This is a genomic window from Gordonia aichiensis, assembly GCF_039946255.1.
In the GTDB taxonomy this organism is placed as follows: domain Bacteria; phylum Actinomycetota; class Actinomycetes; order Mycobacteriales; family Mycobacteriaceae; genus Gordonia; species Gordonia aichiensis_A.
In genome coordinates, this window is the sequence record NZ_JBCDWL010000001.1 from 1 (window position 1) to 23242 (window position 23242).

Here is a 23242-nt window from a genome sequence, read left to right on the forward strand (position 1 = left end):
TCATCGGCTCGCCGGCACGATATCGGTCCGACCACTTCTTCGCTGTTGCGTGAGCGCATTGGAATCGTTCGGCGGCCCGTCGGATCGGCCATCCCTGGTCCACGACGAGGACGGCGAGGCGGCGACGGCCCTCCGGAGTCAAAGGTGCGTTAGCGTGAGTCACGAAGACCTCCGTGGCTAGATGGTGAGTGTGGTAACCCACATCCTGCCCGGAGGTCTTCGCCTACATCAGACGTTCACAACGTGTTCGGGGAGTACAGCTAGCCGAGGGCGTATCGAGACCTCGCACGATACGCAGGGTCTCGATACGCCGCCTCGCTGCGCTCGGTGGCTACTCGACCAACCTAGGGCTAGGGGAAGGCGGACGGCAGGCGGAGCGTCGGGCTGCCGCTATTCGGCGGGGAGGACGACCAACTCGTGGGGGCGGTTGTTGAGGGGCTCGCAGCCGTCGGCGGTGACGACGACGATGTCCTCGATGCGGGCGCCCCAGTCGCCGCTGAAGTACACGCCCGGTTCGATGCTGAAGGCCATGCCCTCGCGCAGGACGTCGTCGTTGCCCGCGACGATGTACGGCTCCTCGTGCACCGACAGCCCGATCCCGTGGCCGGTGCGGTGAATGAACTGCTCGCCCAGGCCTGCCTCGACGAGGACGTCGCGGGCGGCGGCGTCGATGCTCTGCGCGGTGACGCCCGGGCGCACCGCAGCGACCGCCGCCGCCTGGGCGCGCTGCAGCGCGTCATAGGCCGCGGCGATGTCGGGCCGCGGCGCACCGAAGCAGTAGGTGCGGGTGGAGTCGGAGTTGTAGCCGGGCGCCACCGGGCCGCCGATGTCGATGACGACGATGTCGTCGGCGCCGATCACGCGGTCGGACTTCTCGTGGTGCGGGTCGGCGCCGTTGGGTCCGGATCCGACGATGATGAACTCCGCGTGCGTGTGCCCCTCCGCGCGGATCGCGGCATCGATGTCGGCGGCCACCGCGGCCTCGGTGCGGCCGGGCCTCAGGAACTCGGCCATCCGCGCGTGCACCCGATCGATCGCCGCGCCGGCCCGACGCAACGCCGCCGCCTCCGCCTCGTCCTTGATCATCCGCAGCTCGCGCAGGACGGGCGTCGCCAACTCCGGCGGCACCGACGTTCGGGTGCTCAGCGGAACCACGTGCAGCGCGGGCAGCGCATCGGAGACGGCGATCCGCGCATCCGGGCCCAAGCCGTCCAAAGCCAGCGCGTAGGGATCCTGTCCGTCGACCCAGTCGCTGATCGGCAGGTCGAGGTCGCCGATGGCCGATTCACGCAGCGACGCCAGCTCCAGACGCGCCGTCACCACCCGCACCGGTCCCCGCGCCGGGATCACCAGCGCGGTGAGCCGCTCGAAGGTCTCCGCCTCCGAGCCGGTCAGATAGCGGAAGTCGGGCCCGGTACCGACGATGACGGCGTCGAATCCGGCCTCGCAGGTCAGGTCGGCGGCGCGGGCTAGGCGGCGGGCGTACACGTCGGAATCGAATCTGGTGGGCATGCGTCCAGGGTATTTCACCCCGGATGTGAAAAGGTGTTCACCATGACCGGATCGGTGATGCTCCTCGACGGCGCGAGTCTGTGGTTTCGTTCGTTCTACGCCCTGCCCGAGAAGATGACGGCGCCCGACGGCCGCCCGGTGAACGCCGTCCGCGGCTTCGTCGACACCATCGCCGCTCTGGTGACCACCCATGAGCCGACCCGATTGGTGGTCTGCCTGGATCTGGACTGGCGTCCGGCGTTCCGCACCGACCTCATCCCCACCTACAAGGCGCATCGGGTCGCCGCAGACGGAGACGGCGCCGAGGAGGTGCCCGCGACGCTCACCCCTCAGGTCGACATGATCCTCGACGTCCTGCGCTGCGCGGGCATCGCGACGTCCGGCGCCCTCGGCTGCGAAGCCGACGACGTGATCGGCACCCTGGCCTTCCATGAGGCCGACGACGACGTCCTCGTCGTCAGCGGCGACCGCGACCTCCTCCAAGTGGTCGCCGACGATCCGGTGCCGGTCCGCGTGCTCTACGTCGGTCGCGGTCTGGCGAAGGCCGAGCTCATGGGCCCGGAGGAGGTGTCGGCGAAGTACGGGCTGACGCCCGAGCGCGCAGGCGTCGCCTACGCCGAGATGTCGATTCTGCGCGGTGACCCGTCGGACGGTCTGCCCGGCGTTCCCGGCATCGGCGAGAAGACCGCGGCCAAACTGCTCAACCAGTTCGGGAGCCTCGACGCCCTCGAAGCGGCGGCGTACGACGACGCATCGGCCGTCCCGACCCGTGCCCGCAACTCGATCCGCGACTCGCGCGACTACCTGGCGGCCGCACGTACCGTGGTCGCCGTCCGCACCGACGCCGACACCATCGACAGCACCGAGTCGTCCGCGCTGCCGGCCGCACCCGCCGACCGCTCCGGCCTCGACGCCCTCGTCGAAGACCTCGGCATCGCGGCGAGCATCGGGCGGTTGAGCACCGCGCTCGGCTGGGAGGCCTAGGCCGGTCGGGAATCCTGGCCCGAGTGGAAATCCTGGAGCGAGCCCGGGAGGATCAGTTCGTCGGGCGCGACACCTCGTAGGTGCCCGTCCTGTCCTGCACGGTGATCGTCACCGACTTGTTCTCGCCGTTCACCTTCACCGAGCAGGTGAAGACGTGGCCCACCTCGACCGACTCGCCGCTCGGGCACTCGACCGAGCTGACGTCCCGGATGCCGTAGCCCTCCGGCGCGGCGCCGGTCAGGATCTCGGTGACACCGTCCTGCACCGCTGTCTGATTCAGAGTCTTCGGTGCCCATCCAGGCCACACGAACGCGGTCAGCGCGATGACTCCGGCGAGCACGACGACCACACCTGCGCCCGCCGCGACGATCTTCCCCGCACGCCTGCCCTCGGGAGGCGTCACCGGCGGCGGCCCGAACTGACCGGGTTGACCGAACTGACCGGGTTGACCGAACTGACCGGGCTGGGCGTGAGGCGGCGGCGCGTACTGCGGCTGACCGTACTGAGCCTGACCGTACTGCGCCTGACCGTACTGCGCCTGACCGTACTGCGGGGCAGGCGCGGGACCGGAGCCGGGAGCCTGCCACGGATTGCGGCCGGATCCGTCGCGATCGCTCGGACCGGTGGGCCCGCTTCCGTAGGTCATGGTGCGACTACCTCCTCAGTCAGCGGCCCGATCCGCGTCGGCGGCGCTCACGTTACCGCAGGACCGGCGTCCAGCTCCGACGCCACGACGCCGCGTCGCACTCCCTTGATCGCCCGGCGGGCCGCGGCCGCCAGACTCGTGTCGGGGTCGACGCTCCCGCGGATCTGTTCGAGCAGATCGACGACCTGCCGATTCCAGCGGACGAAATCGCCCGGCGAGAGCATCTGCCCGCGTTCGGACGCCGCGATCAGCGACTCGCGTAACGAGCGGCCGGACGCCCAGGCGCCGACCGCGACGCAGAAACCGGTGTCCGGCTCGCGGGTCGGGGCGACGCCGTGGCGCTCCTGGATCTCGTTGGTCGCCTCCCAGACCTGCACCGTGGCGATCAACGCGTCGCGCAGTGCCCGGTTGCCCGGCATGGAGTCGATGCCGCCCGCATACGAATCGCGTCGCGACTCGTACACCATCGTCGAGACCACCGCCGCCAGATCGGCGGCGCCGAGCCGATCCCAGATCCCGGCGCGGATGCACTCGGCGACGAGCAGATCGCTCTCCGAGTAGATGCGGCGCAACACCGTGCCGGTCGGGGTGACCACCAGCTCACCGGTGTCATCGGTCTCCAGGTAGGACAGCTCGGTCAGGACGCCGGTGATCGCGTCGAACTCCGTCTCCAGGGCGGCCGTCCGCTCGTCGACCGCCTTCTCCAGACTCGCGATGTCGCGCAGGAGTCGGCTCCGGCGTTCGGCGAGTCGATGGAGGTCGTCGATGCCGGTCAGCTTGTGCACCGGATGCTTGCGCAGCCTATTGCGCAACTCGACCAGCCGGGCGTCGCTCGGGGTCTCCTTCTTCCGTTTGGTGTTGCGCCCGCGCGGTCGCTCGATCCCGCTGGTGCGCAGCATCGCCACCAGCTCGCGCCGACCGTGCGCGCTGCGCCGGTTGGCCGACTTCGGAATGCGCAGGTGGCCGAGCACCTCGGGCGGGTTGACGAAGTCGCGCACCCCCACCCGGCCGGTCCAGCCGTCTTCGCACAGCACCAGCGGTTTGGGGTCGAGGTCGATCGCGGCCGGCTCCAGGACCACCGCCAGACCGCGGTGCCTGCCGGTGTTGAGCGCGATGACGTGACCGGGCTTGAGCGCCAGCAGATCGTCGGAGACGGCCTCGGTCGTCTGCATCCGCCGCATGAACTTGGCGGCGCGCTCCTGCCTGCGGATGTCTTCGCGCAGGGCCATGTACTCCAGGAAGGCGTCGGCGGCGACGCCCTTGCGGTCGCTCGACTGATCCAGCTCCACCTCGACCTTGCGCACGGTCATCCGGGCGCGGTCGAGCTGGCGCGCCTGCCCGACCACCGATCGGTCGGTCTGGAACTGCGCGAACGATCGGCGCAGCAGATCGCGGGACCCTTCGACGCCGAGCCGGTCGATCAGGTTCATCGCCATGTTGTACTCGGGCGAGAACGAACTGCGCAGCGGGAAGGTCCGCGCGCCGGCGAGCCCGGCCACCCGGTCGGGGATCACCTCGGGTGTCCAGACCACGACGGCGTGGCCCTCCACGTCGATGCCGCGCCGGCCGGCGCGCCCGGTCAGCTGCGTGTACTCCCCCGGTGTCAGGTCGACGTGCGCCTCGCCGTTGTACTTGATCAACCGTTCCAGGACGACGCTGCGGGCGGGCATGTTGATGCCGAGGGCCAGGGTCTCGGTGGCGAAGACCACTTTCACGAGCCCGGCGACGAACAACTCCTCGACCGCCTGGCGGAAGGTCGGCAGCAGACCCGCGTGGTGGGCCGCGAAGCCGCGTCGCAGTCCGTCACGCCAGTCGTCGACGCCCAGGACCGCCGCGTCGCCCGGTGCCAGTGCCGTCAGGTGCCGGTCGACGATCTCGTCGACGCGCGCCACCTGCCCCGGCTCCAACAGGTTCAGGTCGGACCGCAGGCACTGCACGAGCGCGGCGTCGCAACCCTTCCGGGAGAAGATGAACGTGATCGCAGGCAGCAGCCCGTCCTCTTCGAGGAGTCGGATCAGATGCGGCCGGGAGACCCCGGTACCGCCCCGGCGACGTTCGCGGGCGACGCGTTCGCGGTAACCGCCGACGGCGTCGTCGGCGAGCAGCTTGTGCTTGATGTGCCGGGTGAGTTCGGGATTGACCTGCCGGGTGTGCTTGCGGTCGAACAGGCCGAAGAGCCGGTTCCCCACCAGCATGTGCTGGTGCAGCGGGACGGGACGGTGCTCGTCGACGATGACCGCGGTGTCGCCGCGGACCGTGGTGATCCAGTCGCCGAACTCCTCGGCATTGCTCACCGTGGCCGACAGGCTGACCACCGACACCGACGGGTCGAGTCCGAGGATGACCTCCTCCCACACCGCGCCGCGGAACCGGTCGGCCAGGAAGTGCACCTCGTCCATCACCACATGCGAGAGTCCCGCGAGCGCCGACGATTCCGCGTACAGCATGTTGCGCAGGACCTCGGTGGTCATCACCACCACCGGTGCGGCGGAGTTGATCGAGTTGTCGCCGGTCAGCAGGCCCACGTTCTCGTCGCCGTGGACGGCGGCCAGATCGTGGAACTTCTGGTTGCTCAGCGCCTTGATCGGTGTGGTGTAGAAGCACTTGGTGCCGTTCGCGAGTGCGAGATGCACCGCGAACTCGCCGACGATGGTCTTGCCCGCGCCGGTGGGTGCACAGACCAGGACACCGCGCCCGGATTCGAGTTCGACGCAGGCCTGCCGCTGGAAGGGATCGAGGGCGAAACCGAGCCGGGCGCTGAACGCGGTCAGCTGCGGGCCGGATTCGGGAAGGTCGTGGGTGGTCATCCCTTACAGGATGTCATCGAAAGCGTCCGACGTCCGAATGGCTCGGCGGTCGATGCTCGCACCGAGGGGGCCCGCGGGTTGGATCGGGCTCGTCGAGCCGACTCCCCGCACGGTGTCGGCGGCCGTCGGACCGGTCAGCGGCGACGCCTGCTCGTCGGGCAGGTCCAGCCAGTCGGGGTTGCGACGGGCCTTGCGCCGGTCATGGATGCGGGCGACCTGAATCGCGATCTCCAACAGGACGGTCAGCGCCAGTGCCAGCGCCAGCATCGTGAACGGGTCCTGGCCGGGGGTGACGATCGCAGCGAAGACGAACATCGTGAAGATGAGGCCGCGACGCCAGCGGGTGAGCCGCTCGTAGGTGAGGACGCCGACGAGGTTGAGCGCGACGATCAGCAGCGGGAGCTCGAAGCTGATCCCGAACAGGATCAGCAGGTGCAGCAGGAAGCTGAAGTACTGGTCGCCGGACAGGGCGGTGACCTGGACGTCGTTGCCGATCGTCAACAGGAACTCGAAGGCCTTCGAGATCACCAGGTAGGCCAGGACGGCGCCGCCGACGAACAGGGTGCTGGCCGCCACCGCGAAGGTGAAGCCGTAGCGGCGTTCGTTCTTGCGCAGGCCGGGAGTGATGAAACGCCAGATCTGCAGCAGCCAGACCGGGCACGCCAGCACGACGCCTGCGGTCAGCGCCACCTGCAGTCGCAGCATGAACTGGTCGAAGGGCCCGGTCGCCAGGAGTCGGCATTCGCCGTCGGGGGTCAGCGAGGCACGCGTGGACGCAGGCAGATCACAGTAGGGCTGCCGCAGCAGCTCGCCCAGTGATTCGATGCGCCACACCCCGTGGCTGTACCAGAAGAAGCCGACGATCGTGGTCACCACGATCGCCAGCATCGAGATGACGAGCCGGTTGCGCAGCTCGTAGAGATGTTCGGCCAACGGCATCGACCCGTCGGGATTGACCTTGCTGCGACGGTTCCGGGGGTCGAGTCGGCCGAGAGAGAACTTCCTGCTCACTCGTCGACGATGCCGCGCTAAGCGGTCTTCTTATCGGTCGGCTGCGACGGATCGGCCGACCGGTCGCCGTTCGAGACGGACTTGTCTGCGCTCGGCAGCTCACGTGCGGCCTCGCCCGCCTCCGGCGCCTTGCCCTCGTTCTGCATCTCCTGCATCTCCGACTTGAAGATGCGCAGCGACCGGCCGAGGCCGCGTGCTGCCGCGGGGAGCTTCGCCGAGCCGAACAGCAGCACCAGCACGAGCAGAACGATTGCCCAGTGCCACGGCGACATCGCACCCATAATCAAAAACCCTTCAGACGAAGTCAGTGTCGACACGAACCGGCGCCGAGGCCACCGGTGTCAATACCTCAGTCTAGCGAAGACCGCGGCCGCCGGCGCACCGAGATTCACGCGCTCGCGTCGCGGTATCGGTCGCGGGCCGCGACCGCCGATCCGGCGACGAGGTCCGGGACCGCGGGCACGTCGCTCAGCAGCCGGACTCGCCCGCCGAAGCCGAGGATGAATCGCGCGAGCCATTCGGGCGAGCCGTAGCGCAGGGTCGCCGCGACCGGACCGGTGGGCTCCTCGTCGAGCGGTTCATCGGGTTCGGCGTCGTAGTACTCGAGGATCCACAGTGCTTCGGGGTCGATCTCGATGTGCGCCGACGGCAGTTGCCCGGTCAGCAGGTGAACGCCCGCCGGTTCGGTCGCGGCGACCGCCTCGGCGGGCGGCTGTGCGGGCTCGCCGGTCGACGCCGCCGACTCGACGCGGTCGAACCGGAACATCCGGACGCCCTCCGAGGAGCGACACCACGCCTCCAGATAGCTGTTCTGGTCGATCGCGCGGATCCGGATCGGGTCGACGGTCCGCTGCGTCACCGCATCCCGGCTCGCCGAATAATAGGTGATGGTCAGTGCCTCGCCGTCGGCCAGCGCCTGCCGGATGACTCCGTCGACGGTGCGTGGTGCCCGCCCGGGTGCGGCCTTGCTGCTGACCGCCCGGTAGGTGAGGCCCATCGCCTCCTCGATCTTCGCGATCGCATTGCGGACCGCGTCGACATCGGTCGCGCCGCGGGTCTCCGAGAGCATGTTGAGCGCCATCAGCAGCAGGTTCGCCTCCGGTCCGGTCAGCCGTAGCGGCCGGTCCATGCCCGCGGTGAAGACCACGCTGACGTAGTCGTCCCAGAACTGGATGTCGATGAGGTGTTCGGGACCGTAACCGGGCAGACCGCAGACGTAGAGCTGCTCCAGGTCGGCGGTCAGCATCTTGACGGTGACGCCGAGGTCGGCGGCCGCGGTGGTCAGCTTGATGCCGGGACGGGCCAGGAAGTACGGGACCATCGCCAGCAGCCGCGACAGGCGTGACGGGCTCGGATCGGCCGCCTTCGCCACCGTGTTCATGCGCTCGCCTCCTGTGCGATCAGCCGGTCGAGGTCGGCGATCACCGACGCTCGCAGGTCGGGCGGGGACACCACCACGGCGTCTGCCCCGGCGCCGAGGATCGCCCGGCGCAGCGCCGAGCGGGACGAGATGTCGATGGTCAGCAGGTCGCCGGCCTCGGTGCCGCCGGGGACGGGCTGCGGCCTGCTCGAGGTCGCCATCCGACGCAGGCCGTGCGCCCGGCCGCGCGCCACCCACACCTGTGCGCTGGTCCCGCCGTCGGACGCGTTCTCGACCGAGGCGGCGACGATCGCGCTGAGATTGATGCCCGCGGGCACCTGGACCGAGCCGGCCTCGCCGAAGGGTTCGACCTCGGAGACCCGGGAGATGCGGAAGGTGCGCACCGCGTCGCGGTCGCGGTCGTGGCCCGCGACGTACCAGCGGCCGCCGTTGGAGGCGATGCCCCACGGCTCCAGGGTCCGGGTCCGCCGTCCGCGGCCGGACCGGTGGGTGAAGCGCACCGGCCGGCCGTCGTCGATGGCCGAGAGCAGCGCGGTGATGACCCGCTCGTCGCCGAGCGAGCGCGTCGTCCCGCCGTGCGTCACGCCGATCTCGTCGTCCGGGACCACCTCGATTCCGGCGGCCTGCAGTTTGAGCACGGCGGTCTGGAAGACGGCGGCCACCGACGGTTCGTGCCAGACGGCGGCGGCCGCAGCCACCGCGGCGGCCTCGGCGCGGTCGAGCGTGATGTCGGGCAGGGCGTACTGCTCGGGGTCGATTCGATAGCCCTCGTCGCCGGTCGGGTTGCGGCCGGTCTCCACCGGGATGCCCATCTCGCGCAACTCGGCCTTGTCGCGTTCGAGCATCCGCTTGAACGACTCGTCACTCTGTCCGTCGGCGCCGTAGCCCTGCACGTTCGCTCGCAGGTAGGCGGCCGTGACGTACTGGCGAGCCGACATCAGGCAGACGACGAGGTTGACGATCCGTTCGTTCTTCGAGGCCACGGACTCACCTTAAGCGCTACATGGAGGCGATGAGCCGATCGACGCGCTCGTCGACGCTGCGGAAGGGGTCCTTGCACAGGACGTTTCGCTGCGCTTGATCGTTGATCTTCAAATGCACCCAGTCGACGGTGAAGTCGCGGCCGGCCTGCTGCGCCGCGGTGATGAAGTCGCCCCGCAGTTTGGCCCGCGTGGTCTGCGGCGGCGTGGTGGTGGCCTCGTCGATCGCCTCGTCGGTGCTGACCCGGGCCGCCAAGCCCTTGCGGGTCAGCACGTCGAAGACGCCGCGGCCGCGGCGGATGTCGTGGTAGGCGAGATCGAGTTGGGCGATCTTCGGGTCGGTCAGCTCCATCGAGTAGCGGTCCTGGTACCGCTGCATCAGCTTGCGCTTGATCACCCAGTCGATCTCGGTGTCGACGCCGCTGAAGTCGTCGGCCTCCACCGCGTCCAGCACTCGGCCCCACAGGTCGACCACGCGGTCCATCGTCGGATCCGGTGTCCGGGTGGCCAGATGTCGGACTGCGCGGGCGTGGTACTCGCGCTGGACGGCCAGCGCGGTCGTCGTCCGACCGCCGGCCAGCCGGATCTCGCGTCGCCCCGACGGGTCGTGGCTGATGTCGCGGATCGCGCGGATCGGATTGTCGAGCGCGAAGTCGTGGAACGAGATGCCCGACTCGATCATCTCCAGCACCAGCAGCGCCGACCCGACCTTGAGCATGGTGGTGGTCTCGGCCATGTTGGAGTCGCCGACGATGACGTGCAGTCTGCGGTACTTCTCGGCGTCGGCGTGCGGCTCGTCGCGGGTGTTGATGATCGGCCGCGACCGGGTGGTGGCCGAGGAGACGCCCTCCCAGATGTGGTCGGCGCGCTGCGACAGGCAGAACTTGGCCTCGTGTCCCACGGTGAGCACCTTGCCCGCGCCGCAGATCAGCTGCCGGGTGACCAGGAAGGGCAGCAGCACATCGGAGACCCGACCGAACTCGCCGACCCGGCTGACCAGGTAGTTCTCGTGGCATCCGTACGAGTTGCCCGCGGAGTCGGTGTTGTTCTTGAACAGATAGATGTCGCCGCCGATGCCCTCGGCCGCGAGGCGCTCCTCGGCGTCGACGAGCAGCTCCTCCAGGATCCGTTCACCGGCCCGGTCGTGGGTGACCAGTTGGGCCACCGAATCGCATTCGGCGGTCGCGTACTCGGGGTGCGAACCCACGTCGAGGTACAGGCGCGCGCCGTTGGTGAGGAAGACGTTCGACGATCGGCCCCAGGCGACGACCCGCCGAAACAGGTAGCGGGCCACCTCGTCGGGGCTCAGCCTGCGCTGCCCCTTGAAGGTGCACGTGACGCCGTACTCGGTTTCGATACCCATGATCCGTCGTTCCATGGCGTTCACTCCTGTCCGAGAAGGTTCGCGATGTCGGCGCGGCGCAGGCGCTTGAACGCCCGGCGGGGGCGGTTCCGGTCGAGGATCGCGACCTCGACGTCGTGCGCGGTGAGCGACGCGTCACCGGCTGCGGCGCCATCGCCGTTCGCCTTGTCGGCGGCTGCCTTCTCCGCCTTCTCGGCCGGTGTCGACAGGGCGCGGACCGCCAGCGACAGCGCGTCGGCAAGCGGCAGGTCGGCCTCGTAGGCGTCCTTCATCGCGGCGTTGATGGGCTCGGTGGCACCGCCCATCACGATGAACGAGGTCTCATCGAAGATCGCCCCGTCGTAGCCGATCCGGTACAGCTGCGACGGGGTGCTGCTTCCGGGCCGGGCGACCTCGCCGACGCACAACTCGACCTCGAAGGGTTTGGCCTGCTCGGTGAACACGGCGCCGAGCGTGTTCGCGTAGGCGCTGGCCAGCGACAGACCCGTCACGTCGGCGCGGTCGTAGCTGTAGCCGCGCAGGTCGGCCATCTGGATGCCCGCCTTGCGCAGGCTCTCGAACTCGTTGTACTTGCCGACCGCGGCGAAGCCGAGCCGGTCGTAGATCTCGCTGACCTTCCGCAGAGTGTTCGAGGGATTGTGCGCCACGAACAGCACCCCGTCCGCGTAGGTCAGCGCCAGCACGCTGCGACCGCGAGCGATCCCCTTGCGCGCCAGCTCGGACCGGTCGCGCATGATCTGTTCGGCACTGGCGTAGTACGGGAAGGTCATGCCCGCTCCCCCTCCTGGTCGGCGCGACGCCGGGCGACGACGGCCTCCGCAGCGTTCTCGATCTCGGTCTCGGCGACCAGGTCGGCGCCCTCGGCGGTCACGCGGGCCGCGGTCGGGAAGATCCGTCGGACCAGGTCGGGGCCGCCGGTCGCCGAATCGTCGTCGGCGGCGTCGTACAGGGCCTCGACTGCGACGTCGAGCGCCTGGGCCGCCGACAGGTCGGGCTGATACAGCTTCTTCAGCGACGACCGCGCGAACGCCGAGCCGGATCCGATCGCCGCGTAGCCGCCGCGCTCCTCGTGCCGCGAGCCCGCCACGTCGAAGGAGAAGATCCGGCCGCGGCCGTCGGCGTCGCCCTCGGCGTCGAAGCCCACGAGCAGCGGCACCGCCGCCAGGCCCTGCAGCGCCGCACCGAGGTTGCTGCGGACCATGGTCGCCAGGCGCGAGGCCTTCCCGTCGAGGGTCAGCGGGACGCCCTCGATCTTCTCGTAGTGCTCTAGTTCGACGGCGAACAGTCGGATCATCTCGATCGCGATGCCCGCCGTGCCCGCGATGCCCGCCGCGGTGAACTCGTCGGTGACGTACACCTTGTCGACGTCGCGGGTGGCGATGAGGTTGCCCATCGTCGCGCGACGATCGCCCGCCAGGACGACTCCGCCCGGATGGCTGACGGCGACGATCGTCGTGCCGTGCGGCACGAGACCGGTCGCCGCCGAGTCGGTACCCGGGGCGATCATGTTGTGCGGCAACCGGTCCGGTGCGTGCACGCGGAGGTACTCGGTGAACGACGAGATTCCGCCGGCACCCGCCGCGCCCGGCACCGAGGTCACTGCCCGCCCTTCTGGACGTACGCCCGGACGAAGTCCTCGGCGTTCTCCTCCAGCACGTCGTCGATCTCGTCGAGCAGGTCGTCGGTCTCCCCGGTCAGCTTCTCCCGCCGCTCCTGGCCGGCCGCGCCGCCGCCGATGGCATCGTCGTCGTCGTTGCCGCCGCCACGCTTGGTCTGCTCCTGCGCCATGTTCGCCTCCTGGGAAGACAATCGTTGTGACTTCAACCCTACCGGTGTCGACCGCCCGTGCGGGCGGACGCGACGGTGTTGGCTCGCGAACGTGTTGTGCCCGAGTCGATCCGACCTGGTCAGCAGTGCGGCTCGGTCGGCGCCGAGATCAGGACGCGGTGAGCCGTTCGACGAGCTCGGTCGCCGAACGCGCCTCGTCGAGCAGATCGGACACGTGCGCGGCGGTGCCGCGCAGCGGTTCGAGCATCGGGATCCGGACCAGCGAATCGCCGCCGAGATCGAAGATCACCGAGTCCCAGCTGGCGGCGGCGATGTCGGCGCCGAACCGGCGGACCGCCTCGCCGCGGAAGTAGGCGCGGGTGCTCAGCGGCGGGTTCTCGACCGCATGCATCACCTGCTCCTCGGTGACCATCCGCTTCATGGAGCCGCGGGCCACGAGCCGGTTGTACAGGCCCTTGTCGAGACGGACGTCGGAGTACTGCAGATCGATCAGGTGCAGACGGGAGGCGGACCACGACAGTCCCTCCCGGCTGCGGAAGCCCTCCAGCAGGCGCAGCTTGGCCGGCCAGTCGAGCAGGTCGGCGCACTCCATCGGGTCGCGTTCGAGCTTGTCGAGGACGTCGGCCCAGGTCGCGAGGACGTGCGCGGCACGGGTGTCGTCGGGATGACGGTCGTCGTGGAGGGCCTGGGCGCGGGCCAGGTACTCCCGCTGCAGCGCCAGCCCGGTCAGCTCGCGCCCGTCGTCGAGCGCGACGGTCGCGCGCAGGGTCGGGTCGTGGCTGATCGTGTGCACGGCGTCCACCGGTCGGGCCAGGGCCAGATCAGAGAGGTCGACCCGCGCCTCGATCAGGTCCAGGACGAGCGCGGTGGTGCCGACCTTCAGGTAGGTGGCGGTCTCTGCGAGGTTGGCGTCGCCGATGATCACGTGCAGGCGTCGGTACTTGTCGGGATCGGCGTGCGGCTCGTCGCGAGTGTTGATGATGCCGCGCTTGAGCGTGGTCTCCAGCCCCACCTCGACCTCGATGTAGTCGGCGCGCTGAGACAGCTGGAAGCCCGACTCCTCCCCCCGCTGACCGATCCCCACCCGGCCCGAGCCGCAGATCACCTGACGGGAGGCGAAGAAGGGCATCAGGCCCGCGACGATGGACTCGAACGGGGTGTCGCGCCGCATCAGGTAGTTCTCGTGCGTGCCGTACGAGGCGCCCTTGCCGTCGATGTTGTTCTTGTACAGCTGCAGCCGCGGTGCGCCGGGGACGCTGGCCACATGCCGTGCGGCCTGATCCATCACCCGCTCGCCCGCCTTGTCCCAGATCACCGCGTCGAGCGGATCGGTCACCTCGGGTGCCGAGTACTCCGGGTGGGCGTGATCGACGTAGAGGCGCGCCCCGTTGGTCAGGATCATGTTGGCCGCGCCGATCTCGTCGGCGTCGATGATCGGCGCCGGTCCCCCGCTGCGCCCGAGGTCGAAGCCGCGCGCGTCGCGCATCGGGGACTCGACCTCGTAGTCCCATCGGGTCCGACGATCCCGTCGCGGCACCTTCGCCGCCGCGGCATACGCCAGCACCGCCTGCGTCGAGGTCATGATCGGGTTGGCGGACGGGGACCCCGGGGCCGAGATCCCGTACTCGACTTCGGTGCCGATGATGCGCTCCATGCATTCCACCCTAAACAAGTATCGACCCCCGCCGCGCCCGGGGACGCCCGGCGCGGCACGGGTCAGCGTCTGCGCAACCGGAGGCGGGAGAAGATGAAAAGGGTGAGCGCGGCCGCGATCGCCGCCAAGGCCGCATAGCTGATCACCGCGTGCAGGGCCGACGGCTCCCACAGCGGGTACATCATCTCCTCACCCGGCGCCTCGATCGCGACCTGCGGCACCCGGTCGGCGATCCACGGCAGGTTCACCGCCTGCGCGGCATTGGTGTAGCCCCAGTAGGTGGGAAAGAGCCAGGTGATCGGTTTGACGAAGGCCGACCCGATGGCGAACAGACCGCCCGAGAGCACCAACTGCACCATGACGGCGATCACCAGCGGCGGCATGGTCTGCTCGGTGGACCGGACGGCCGCCGAGATCGCCAACCCCACCAGCACGCTGACGCACGCCAGCGTCGCGACGGCGATGAACAGGGTGACCGCGGGCGGGATCAGCGGCAGCCGGTCGCCCGGCGCGACGATGTCCGCGGCCTTCGGCATCGCCCGCAGGCCGTAGGTGATCGCCACCATGATGGCGACCTGCACGATGCTCATCAGCGAGAAGACGAGCACCTTGGCGGTCAGGTAGGCGCCCGGCCGCAGTCCCACGGCGCGTTCGCGCTCGAAGATGCCGCGTTCGCCGACCAGGTCGCGCACCGCCAGCGCGGTCCCCATGAAGGCGGCGCCGATCACCAGGACGGTGAGGATCTGCAGGGCCTCACCGGGATCCTTCGGCGGGACGAGCGCGTCGCGGGCCGGGGTCGGCGCCCGGCGGAAGCCCTTGTCGCCGGGGATGACGAGAGTCAGCAGTCCCAGCACGATCGGCATCAGGAGCAGGACCACCAGGTAGCCGGTGTCGGCCCACACCAGTCGGACCTGCCGTCGGGCGACGGTGCCGGTCTGTCGGAGCAGACCCGCCTTGATCGGCGTCGGCGCCGGACCCGGCGGATGCGCGACCGGCAGCGCAGCGGTGTGCGGATGCCGATGCCGGTACTGGGCCCACGCCTGGTCGGGTCGGGCGGCGACGAAGGAGAAGATCTCGGCCCAGTCCCCGGTGCCCATCTCCGCGGCGACCGCGCCGGGTGCCCCGCAGAACGAGGTCTTGCCGCCCGGCGCCAACAGCAGGACCTGATCGCACAGGTCGAGGTGGGTCAGCGAGTGCGTGACGACGAGGACCACGCGGCCCGCGTCGGCGAGTCGGCGCAGGGTCCGCATCACCTGCTGATCCAGCGCCGGGTCGAGCCCGGAGGTCGGCTCGTCCAAGATCAGCAGCGACGGGCCGGTGAGCAGTTCCATCGCGACCGACGCGCGTTTGCGCTGTCCGCCCGACAGCTTGTCGACCCGGGTGTCCACGTGTTCGCTCAGCTGCAGCTCCGACAGCACCCCGTCGATCACCCGGTCGCGGTCGGCGGTCGACAGGTCGGCGGGCAGGCGGAGTTCGGCGGCGTACCGCAGGGCCTGGCGCAGGGTCAGCTTCTGGTGCAGGACGTCGTCCTGGGGAACCATGCCGATGCGCGAGCGCAGCGCCTCGTACTCGCGGTGCACGCCGCGGCCCTCGAAGGTCACCGCGCCGACGGTCGGATCGTTCAGACCCGCGACGATCTTCGAGACGGTCGACTTGCCTGCGCCCGACGGTCCGATGACCGCGGTCAGGGTGCCCGGCGCCGCCGAGAACGAGATGTCGTTGAGCAGGGCCTTGCCGTCGATGGTGAGGCCGACGCCGTGCACGCGGAGCCCGCCGGCGACCTGCGACCGGGCCCGTCCGCGCATCAGGGTGCCGCCGGAGACGACGAAATCGGAGTTTCCGATGGTGACGACGTCGTTCTCGCTCAGGCGATGAGACATGACGCGTCGGCCGTTGACGAAGGTGCCGTTGACGCTGTCCAGATCCTCCAGCAACAGCCCCTGCGGGGTGCTCGAGAGCCGCGCGTGTCTGCGGGACGCCAGCACGTCGCTGACGACGATGTCGTTGTCGGGGGTGCGGCCGATCGTCTGCACCCCGCGCAGCGAGATGGTCTCGCGGCCGCGCAGATGCCCCGGCACCTCGTACACCGCCGAGGCGTTCTGGTGCAGGGCCGCCAGGTGCGGGGCGTCGGGCAGTGCGCCGAATCGCGGCGGCATCCCGCTCGGCGGCCCTGGCGCCGGCATCCGGGCAGGCGGCCCCTGCGCCGGCACCGGCTGCGACGGCGGCACGATCGTCGGGCCCGCCGGCGGTTGCGGCGCCAGTTCGACGACGGGGCCGGTCATCGCGTCACCGAGCCGGATGTGAAGGGTTCGGTCGAGGCGGATCCGAGACTGCCGCGCGCCGTCGACGAAGAACCCGTTCGTGCTCCCCCGGTCGACGACATGCCAGCCATCGGACCACTCGATCGCCAGGTGCGTGCGCGAGACCAACGGGTGGTTGACCACCACGTCGTTGTCCGGCGTGCGACCCAGGGTCACAGGTGTGGTTCGCACCACCTGCGGCCGGGCCGAAGCGACCCGGACGCGCAGCGGTGTGATTGCTGTCGTGTTCATCGCCGGTAACTGTAGCGAGTCGCCCCGCCCGCCCCGGCCGCCGCCGGAGCGGGACGCGATGCCCGCGGCCGGGGGCTACAGGTACTGCCCGGTGTTCGACTCGGTGTCGATCGCGCGGCTGGCCCCGCCGGACTTGCCGGTGACCAGCGTGCGGATGTAGACGATCCGTTCGCCCTTCTTGCCCGAGATCCGAGCCCAGTCGTCGGGATTGGTGGTGTTCGGCAGGTCCTCGTTCTCGGAGAACTCGTCGAGGATCGAGTCGAGCAGATGCGTGATCCGCAGGCCGCTCTGACCGGTGTCGAGGAAGGCCTTGATCGCGTACTTCTTGGCCCGGTCGACGACGTTCTGGATCATCGCGCCCGAGTTGAAGTCCTTGAAGTACATGATCTCCTTGTCGCCGTTGGCGTAGGTGACCTCGAGGAACCGGTTGTCGTCGGACTCGGCGTACATCCGCTCCACGACGCGCTGGATCATGCCGTCGACGCACCGCTGCCCGTCGCCGCCGAACTCGGCGAGGTCGTCCGGATGCAGGGGCAGATCGGGGGTCAGGTACTTGGAGAAGATGTCGACCGCAGACTCCGCGTCGGGCCGCTCGATCTTGATCTTCACATCCAACCGGCCCGGCCGCAGGATCGCCGGATCGATCATGTCCTCGCGGTTGGAGGCGCCGATGACGATGACGTTCTCCAGGCCTTCGACGCCGTCGATCTCACTGAGCAGCTGCGGGACGACGGTGGTCTCGACGTCCGACGACACGCCCGAGCCGCGGGTGCGGAAGATCGAATCCATCTCGTCGAAGAAGACGATGACCGGGGTGCCCTCGGAGGCCTTCTCGCGGGCGCGCTGGAAGATCAGCCGGATGTGCCGCTCGGTCTCGCCGACGAACTTGTTGAGCAGCTCCGGGCCCTTGATGTTGAGGAAGTAGCTCTTGGCCTCCTGCGCGTCGTCGCCGCGGGACTCGGCGATCTTGCGCGCGAGCGAGTTGGCGACGGCCTTGGCGATCAGGGTCTTGCCGCATCCGGGCGGACCGTACAGGAGGACGCCCTTGGGCGGCCGCAGCGCGTACTCGCGGAACAGGTCCTTGTGCAGGAAGGGCAGTTCGACGGCGTCGCGGATCTGCTCGATCTGCCTGCGCAGACCGCCGATGTCCTCGTAGTCGACATCGGGGACCTCTTCCAGGACGAGGTCTTCGACTTCGGCCTTCGGGATCCGCTCGAGCGCGAAGCCCGCCTTGCTGTCGATCATCAGCGAGTCGCCCGGACGCAGCTTCCGCGTCGACTCGCCGCCGTCGGCGACCTGGATCAGCGAGTTCGCCAGTTGGACGATCCGCTCCTCGTCGCTGTGCCCGACCACCAGTGCACGGTGGCCGTCGGCCAGCACCTCGCGGAGGGTGCTGATCTCGCCGACCGGATCGTAATCGAGGGCTTCGACGACGGTCAGCGCCTCGTTGAGCCGCAACGACTGGCCGCGCCGCAGGGTGGTCGGGTCGATGTTGGGCGACATGGTCAGCCGCATCTTGCGCCCGGAGGTGAAGACGTCGACGGTGTCGTCGTCGCAGACGGCCAGGAGCACGCCGTAGCCGCTGGGCGGCTGACCGAGGTTGTCGACCTCCTCGCGCAGTGCGATCAGCTGGAGTCGCGCCTCCTTCAGCATCTCGGTGAGCTTGCTGTTGCGCACCGTGAGACTCTCGACGCGCTGCTGCATGGACGAGAACTCGACGCTGCTGCTGGGTGAACGCTCGGACTCGGTCATCGTGCCTCCTCAGTTCTGCGGGGCGTACTCCGCGTCTGCGGTATGCACTCCACGCTACCCGCGTGTGGGGCGACGTTGGACGCGAAGGGTTTCGGTGCCGTCGGCGAGTCGGCGGGCGGTGATCAGGAATGCCGTGTGTCCCTGCATGCGGTGCTCCGGTCGCACGGCCAGTCCCACCGCGCTCCAGTCGCGCACCAGCGACTCCCAGGCGCGCGGTTCGGTCCAGCACTGCTGCTCGCGCAGGCCCTCGATCACCTTCGACAGCTGGGTGACGGTGGCGACGTACACGATGAGGACGCCGCCGGGGCGCAGGGTCTTGGCGACCACGTCGAGGCAGTCCCACGGGGCCAGCATGTCGAGCACGATCCGGTCGACCTGCTCGGCCGGATCGTGGTCGGCGAGATCGCCGATCCGCAGCGTCCAGTTGTCCGGTCGCTCGCCGAGGAAGGTCTTGACATTGCGGACGGCGTGTTCGGCGTGGTCCTCACGCACCTCGTACGACAGGACCGAACCCGTGCTGCCGACGGCGCGCAGCAGCGACAGGGTCAGGGCGCCGGAGCCTGCGCCCGCCTCCAGCACGCGAGCGCCGGGGAAGATGTCGCCCTCGGCGACGATCTGCGCCGAGTCCTTGGGGTAGATCACCTGGGCTCCGCGCGGCATCGAGACCACGTAGTCGGTCAGCAGCGGTCGCAGCGCCAGGTACTGGGTGCCCGACGTCGCCTCGACGATCGAGCCCTCCGGGCTGCCGATCAGGTCGTCGTGCAGGATACCGCCGCGGTGGGTGTGGAACTGCTTGCCCTCCTCGAGCAGGACGGTGAACTTGCGTCCCTTCGAGTCGGTGAGCTGCACGCGGTCGCCTACCGCGAAGGGTCCGGTGTTGGCCATCGTGTTCTGGTCCTCCAATCGAACCGGCGTCGTCGGCCGGTTCTCGTGCCTGCGTCTGGACGCGGGCACGGCTGGTCCGCCACCCGAAATGCGCCCCGCCAACCTTGTCACAGCGTGCCGCCGGGGCTGTCATAGAGTGCCGTTATGGACATCAGTGAAGTGCCCTACCGGTGCTACTACGAACCCCTGGCAGCTCCGCACGACGCCGATCCCGACTACGAGTACTTCCAGCCGACGCTCGCCACGGCGAGCGTCTGGTCGTCGGACATGCAGCACGGCGGCCCGCCGTCCGGGCTGCTGATGCGGGCGATGATGCGCGCGGTGCCCGGCGACGGTCAGGAGTTCACCCGGGTCACCACCGAGATCATCGGTTCGGTCGGGTTGGGCGTGAACCGGGTGCGGACGTCCATTCCGCGGCCGGGCCGACGGATCAGCATGGTGCAGGCCGATCTGGAGGCGCAGCAGCCCGGCGGCGAGTTCCGCCTCGTCGCCCGGTCGGTCGCGTGGCGGCTGCTGGCCTCCGACACGACGGCCGTCGAGAACACCCCGCACGAGCCGTTGACGGCCTCCCCCGACGAACTGGCGCAGATCGTCGGCTTTCCGGTCGAAGACGAGGACGCGGTGCCGTGGGGGAAGGTCGGATTCATCGGCACCACCGTCACCGCGCGTCAGCCCGGGCGCAAGGGGCACACCCCGTCCCTGTGGCTGCGGCCGGCGATCCCGCTGGTCCTGGGCGAGGCGACGTCGCACCTGGAGTCGATCTTCACCGTGCTCGACGTCGCCAACGGCATCGGCACGCGGCTGGATCCGCGTGACTGGTCGTGGATGAACATGGACACCACCGTCCATCTGACCGGTCAGCCGAGCACGCCGTGGCTCGGCATCGACGCCGAACTGGCGATCGGCCCGCGCGGCTACGGTGCGACCTTCGCCGACCTCTACGACGTCACCGGATTCCTGGGGCGGTCGGCGCAGACCGACCTCATCGCCGCTCAGCGCTGACGCAGCTATCGCACCTCTTCTGTTCTCCGCACTCGGTCGCGACACGGTGCGGTGAACGGAAGAGGTGCGATAGCGGTCTGCGGGGTCAGAAGCGGCAGGAGCGGATGTCGGAGGCGAGGATGGCGCGGACGCCGATCTCCGACAGATCGTCCATCAGCGACTGGTGCGTCTTGCGCGGCACCATGGCGCGCACCGCGATCCAGTCCGGGTCGGCCATCGCCGAGATGGTCGGCGATTCCAGGCCAGGGGTCATCTCGACGGCCTGATCGAGCAGTTCCTTCGGGCAGTCGTAGTCGATCATCACGTACTGCTGACCGAAGACGACGCCCTGGACGCGCTTGATGAACTGGTGCGCGGCCTTCGACGGCTCCGGGTTCGCCGGATTGCGGACCAGGACCGCCTCGGAGTCGCACAGGGACTCGCCGAAGGCCTTGAGGTCGTGCAGGCGCAGCGTGCGGCCCGAACCGACGACGTCGGCGATCGCGTCGGCGACGCCGAGGTGGATCGAGATCTCGACGGCGCCGTCGAGGCGGATGATCTCGGCCTCCATGCCGCGCGCGGCGAGGTCGCGGCGGACCAGGTTCGGGTACGACGTCGCGATGCGCTTGCCCGCGAGGTCGGCGACGGTCCACTCCTCGTCGCTGGGGGCGGCGTACCGGAAGGTCGACGCGCCGAATCCGAGCGCCACCTCCTCGATCACCTCCGAGCCCGAGTCGGCGGCCAGGTCACGGCCGGTGATGCCGAGGTCGAGGGTGCCCGCGCTGACGTAGATCGCCACGTCCTTGGGGCGCAGGAAGTAGAACTCGACGTCGTTGGCGACGTCGATGACGTTGAGGTCCTTGGGGTCCGACCGCTTCCGATATCCGGCTTCGGACAAGATCGCGGCGGCGGCTTCGGACAGGGCGCCCTTGTTGGGGACGGCGACGCGCAGCATGCTGGCAGACTCCTATTGAAAGTGGGGCGGCGGTCAGAGGTAGCGGTAGACGTCGGCCGGGCTCAGGCCGCGCTTGATCATCATCACCTGCAGCCAGTAGATGAGCTGCGAGATCTCCTCGGACAACGACTCGTCGGACTCGTGCTCGGCCGCCAACCACACTTCGCCGGCTTCTTCGATGATCTTCTTCCCGAGCGTATGGATCCCCTTGTCGAGTGCGGCGACGGTGCCGCTGCCTTCGGGGCGGGTCTGCGCCTTGTCGGCCAGCTCAGAGAAGAGTTCGTCGAAGGTTTTCACGATAGGTATTTTTGCACGTCGCGACCGGGGCCGCCCGGTCGGCCCCGCCTCAGCCGGTTGCGGCCGCCAGGTCGGCGAGCGTCAGGCCCGTCAGCGACTCGCGATAGGTGTACGTCGGCTTCGGCGGCACCGGCAGCGCCGACGGGATGATGATCGCGGGCACGCCGGCCGCGTGGGTCGCGGCCGCGCCGACCGGCGAGTCCTCGAACGCCAGGCACTCACGGGGCGCGGCGCCGACCAGTTCGGCCGCCCGGCGGTAGATGTGCGGTTCCGGCTTGCCCGCCTCCACCTCGTCGCCGCAGACGGTGGCGACGAACCGCGACCGGTCGAGCGTTTCGAGCATGACGTCGGTGACCTCGCGGATGGTGTTGGTGACCAACACCATCGGGATGCCCGCGTCGGCGATCATCGCCAGGGCGTCGAGCGCGCCGGGCCGCCACTGCAGGTCCTCGGCGAACATCGCCAGCACGCATTCGACCATCCACGCCTCGTCGCCGTCGAAGTCCCGACCGGAGTCGGGAACGAGCGCGGCGTCGTAGACCTTGGTGAGCGCGTCGACCGAGCTATTGCCCATGGTGGCGGCGCGCAGCTCGGGGGTCATCTGCGCGCCGATCTTGGCGGCGAAGCGGTCCATCGCCCGGCCCCACAGGGGTTCGGTGTCGAGGAGGGTTCCATCCATGTCCCAGAACACGGCTCGCGGGAGCACCAGGTCGTCGGCCACTGACAATCGTCCTTCTGCAGTCGTCCACCGCGCGGTGCGGCATGACATCCAGCGTAGGCGACGTCAGGCGACGGACCCGGCAGGCGCCGAGGCGCCGTCGTCGGCCGGGGCGCCGAGCCGTCCGAGCGCGATCGTCGCGATGCACATGACGATCAGGGCGGCGATGACGATTCCGTCGCCGAGGTGCCCCACCTTCAGGTGCTCCTGATAGATGGTCAGCCCGAGCGCCATCGCGACGATCGGTTTGAGGACGGTCACCGTCGGGAGGCTGGTCTGCACGTCGCCCGCCTGGTAGCTGGACTGCTGCCACAGCGTGCCCAGGGTGGCGGTGACCGCCATCATCCAGAACTCCCAGCTCGACAGGCCCGCGAGCAGGCCGCCGCCGAAGGCGTCGACACCGGTCTTGGTGAAGGGCGCCGAGTAGCCGAGCAGCAGCCCGGCCGCCAGCGCCAGCACCAGCGACCGCCGAGTGCCGTGCGGCATCCGGCCGGCCCAGATCACGCAGCCTGCGACGACCGGGATCATCAGCGCGATCGGCACGATCCACGACTGACCGGACGGTGCGCTGATGCCGGGACCGGGTTCGCCGACCACGATGAAGACGATCAGCGACGCGGTCAGGACCGCCGCCCAGAACCACTCCCGCGGCACCAGGCGCCGCTTCTGCGACCACGCGGCCAGGGGCAGCGCGAACAGCAGCGTCGAGACCAGCAGCGGCTGCACCATCAGCAGGCTGCCGACCGCCAGCGCCGCCGCCTGAACCGCGAATCCGCCGATGTCGGCGATGATCCCGAGGACCCAGACCTTCCGGCGGGCGAGCGTGGTCAGGAAGCCGACGCCGGTCGCCCCGTCGTCGGGCAGTCCCTGCGTGCCCTTCTCCTGCAGGACCGCGGCGACCGCGAACAGCAGGGCCGCCACGAGGGCGAGGGCCACGGCGAGTGCGGTCAACTGTTCTCCTCAAGCAACTGGGCGG

The 23242-nt window shown here is 69.5% G+C and carries 22 protein-coding genes; 2 read left to right on the plus strand and 20 right to left on the minus strand.

Annotation, left to right across the window (positions count from 1 at the left end; all coding sequences use genetic code 11):
- The coding region (locus tag AAFO60_RS00005) for a helix-turn-helix domain-containing protein (protein ID WP_347954623.1) at positions 1–163 on the minus strand (163 nt) is incomplete at its 3' end.
- A gap of 227 nt (positions 164–390) precedes the next feature.
- Positions 391–1512, minus strand: coding sequence for a M24 family metallopeptidase (locus tag AAFO60_RS00010; RefSeq protein ID WP_347954109.1), 1122 nt, complete (start codon positions 1510–1512; stop codon positions 391–393).
- A 57-nt stretch (positions 1513–1569) separates the two neighbouring features.
- On the opposite strand from AAFO60_RS00010, the gene AAFO60_RS00015 reads away from it, so the two are divergent.
- Entirely contained in the window at positions 1570–2496 is a 927-nt protein-coding gene (locus AAFO60_RS00015; RefSeq protein ID WP_347954624.1) for a 5'-3' exonuclease, read from the plus strand.
- A 52-nt stretch (positions 2497–2548) separates the two neighbouring features.
- Here AAFO60_RS00015 and AAFO60_RS00020 read toward each other — a convergent pair whose 3' ends face one another.
- The 14 genes from AAFO60_RS00020 to AAFO60_RS00085 form a co-directional block, all read right to left on the minus strand.
- The gene (locus tag AAFO60_RS00020) at positions 2549–3142 is read right to left on the minus strand and encodes a DUF4333 domain-containing protein (protein WP_347954110.1); all 594 of its coding nucleotides are present in this window, start codon (positions 3140–3142) and stop codon (positions 2549–2551) included.
- A gap of 47 nt (positions 3143–3189) precedes the next feature.
- On the minus strand, positions 3190–5949 hold the full coding sequence (locus AAFO60_RS00025; RefSeq protein ID WP_347954111.1) for a DEAD/DEAH box helicase: 2760 nt from the start codon (positions 5947–5949) through the stop codon (positions 3190–3192).
- 3 nt (positions 5950–5952) lie between these two features.
- Entirely contained in the window at positions 5953–6888 is a 936-nt protein-coding gene (tatC, locus tag AAFO60_RS00030) for a twin-arginine translocase subunit TatC (protein ID WP_347954625.1), read from the minus strand.
- Positions 6889–6977: 89 nt separating this feature from the next.
- Positions 6978–7241 carry a Sec-independent protein translocase subunit TatA gene (gene tatA / locus AAFO60_RS00035; protein ID WP_347954112.1) on the minus strand — a complete coding sequence of 88 codons (264 nt, stop codon included), beginning with the start codon at positions 7239–7241 and terminating at the stop codon, positions 6978–6980.
- A gap of 107 nt (positions 7242–7348) precedes the next feature.
- A complete protein-coding gene (locus AAFO60_RS00040; RefSeq protein WP_347954113.1) occupies positions 7349–8341 on the minus strand; it encodes a helix-turn-helix transcriptional regulator in 993 nt (330 codons plus the stop codon).
- On the minus strand, positions 8338–9324 hold the full coding sequence (locus AAFO60_RS00045) for a helix-turn-helix transcriptional regulator (protein ID WP_347954114.1): 987 nt from the start codon (positions 9322–9324) through the stop codon (positions 8338–8340). The genes AAFO60_RS00040 and AAFO60_RS00045 overlap by 4 nt, the downstream gene beginning before the upstream one ends.
- Before the next feature lie 16 nt (positions 9325–9340).
- Positions 9341–10699, minus strand: a complete 1359-nt coding sequence (pafA, locus tag AAFO60_RS00050) for a Pup--protein ligase (RefSeq protein WP_347954115.1) — start codon at positions 10697–10699, stop codon at positions 9341–9343.
- A 5-nt stretch (positions 10700–10704) separates the two neighbouring features.
- Positions 10705–11454, minus strand: coding sequence for a proteasome subunit alpha (prcA, locus tag AAFO60_RS00055; RefSeq protein WP_347954116.1), 750 nt, complete (start codon positions 11452–11454; stop codon positions 10705–10707).
- Positions 11451–12284 (minus strand): proteasome subunit beta, encoded by an 834-nt coding sequence (gene prcB / locus AAFO60_RS00060; protein ID WP_347954117.1) that lies wholly within the window; start codon positions 12282–12284, stop codon positions 11451–11453. The genes prcA and prcB overlap by 4 nt, the downstream gene beginning before the upstream one ends.
- Positions 12281–12472, minus strand: coding sequence for a ubiquitin-like protein Pup (locus tag AAFO60_RS00065; RefSeq protein WP_347954118.1), 192 nt, complete (start codon positions 12470–12472; stop codon positions 12281–12283). The genes prcB and AAFO60_RS00065 overlap by 4 nt, the downstream gene beginning before the upstream one ends.
- Positions 12473–12620: 148 nt before the next feature.
- The gene (dop, locus tag AAFO60_RS00070) at positions 12621–14126 is read right to left on the minus strand and encodes a depupylase/deamidase Dop (protein ID WP_347954119.1); all 1506 of its coding nucleotides are present in this window, start codon (positions 14124–14126) and stop codon (positions 12621–12623) included.
- A 62-nt stretch (positions 14127–14188) separates the two neighbouring features.
- On the minus strand, positions 14189–16678 hold the full coding sequence (locus AAFO60_RS00075; protein WP_347954120.1) for an FHA domain-containing protein: 2490 nt from the start codon (positions 16676–16678) through the stop codon (positions 14189–14191).
- Between the two features lie 75 nt (positions 16679–16753).
- Entirely contained in the window at positions 16754–18430 is a 1677-nt protein-coding gene (arc, locus tag AAFO60_RS00080; RefSeq protein ID WP_347954121.1) for a proteasome ATPase, read from the minus strand.
- A 54-nt stretch (positions 18431–18484) separates the two neighbouring features.
- On the minus strand, positions 18485–19315 hold the full coding sequence (locus tag AAFO60_RS00085; RefSeq protein WP_347954122.1) for a tRNA (adenine-N1)-methyltransferase: 831 nt from the start codon (positions 19313–19315) through the stop codon (positions 18485–18487).
- Between the two features lie 144 nt (positions 19316–19459).
- Between AAFO60_RS00085 and AAFO60_RS00090 the strand changes: the two genes are divergently transcribed.
- Positions 19460–20317 carry a thioesterase family protein gene (locus tag AAFO60_RS00090; protein ID WP_347954123.1) on the plus strand — a complete coding sequence of 286 codons (858 nt, stop codon included), beginning with the start codon at positions 19460–19462 and terminating at the stop codon, positions 20315–20317.
- 85 nt (positions 20318–20402) lie between these two features.
- On the opposite strand, the gene hisG is transcribed toward AAFO60_RS00090, so the two are convergent.
- The 4 genes from hisG to AAFO60_RS00110 form a co-directional block, all read right to left on the minus strand.
- Positions 20403–21251 carry an ATP phosphoribosyltransferase gene (gene hisG / locus AAFO60_RS00095; protein WP_347954124.1) on the minus strand — a complete coding sequence of 283 codons (849 nt, stop codon included), beginning with the start codon at positions 21249–21251 and terminating at the stop codon, positions 20403–20405.
- A gap of 33 nt (positions 21252–21284) precedes the next feature.
- Positions 21285–21548: a phosphoribosyl-ATP diphosphatase gene (locus AAFO60_RS00100; protein ID WP_347954125.1), complete on the minus strand. Its 264-nt coding sequence runs from the start codon at positions 21546–21548 to the stop codon at positions 21285–21287.
- A gap of 49 nt (positions 21549–21597) precedes the next feature.
- Positions 21598–22269 carry an HAD family hydrolase gene (locus AAFO60_RS00105; protein ID WP_347954126.1) on the minus strand — a complete coding sequence of 224 codons (672 nt, stop codon included), beginning with the start codon at positions 22267–22269 and terminating at the stop codon, positions 21598–21600.
- Between the two features lie 63 nt (positions 22270–22332).
- Positions 22333–23217, minus strand: a complete 885-nt coding sequence (locus tag AAFO60_RS00110) for a DMT family transporter (RefSeq protein ID WP_347954127.1) — start codon at positions 23215–23217, stop codon at positions 22333–22335.
- Positions 23218–23242 lie beyond the last annotated feature (25 nt).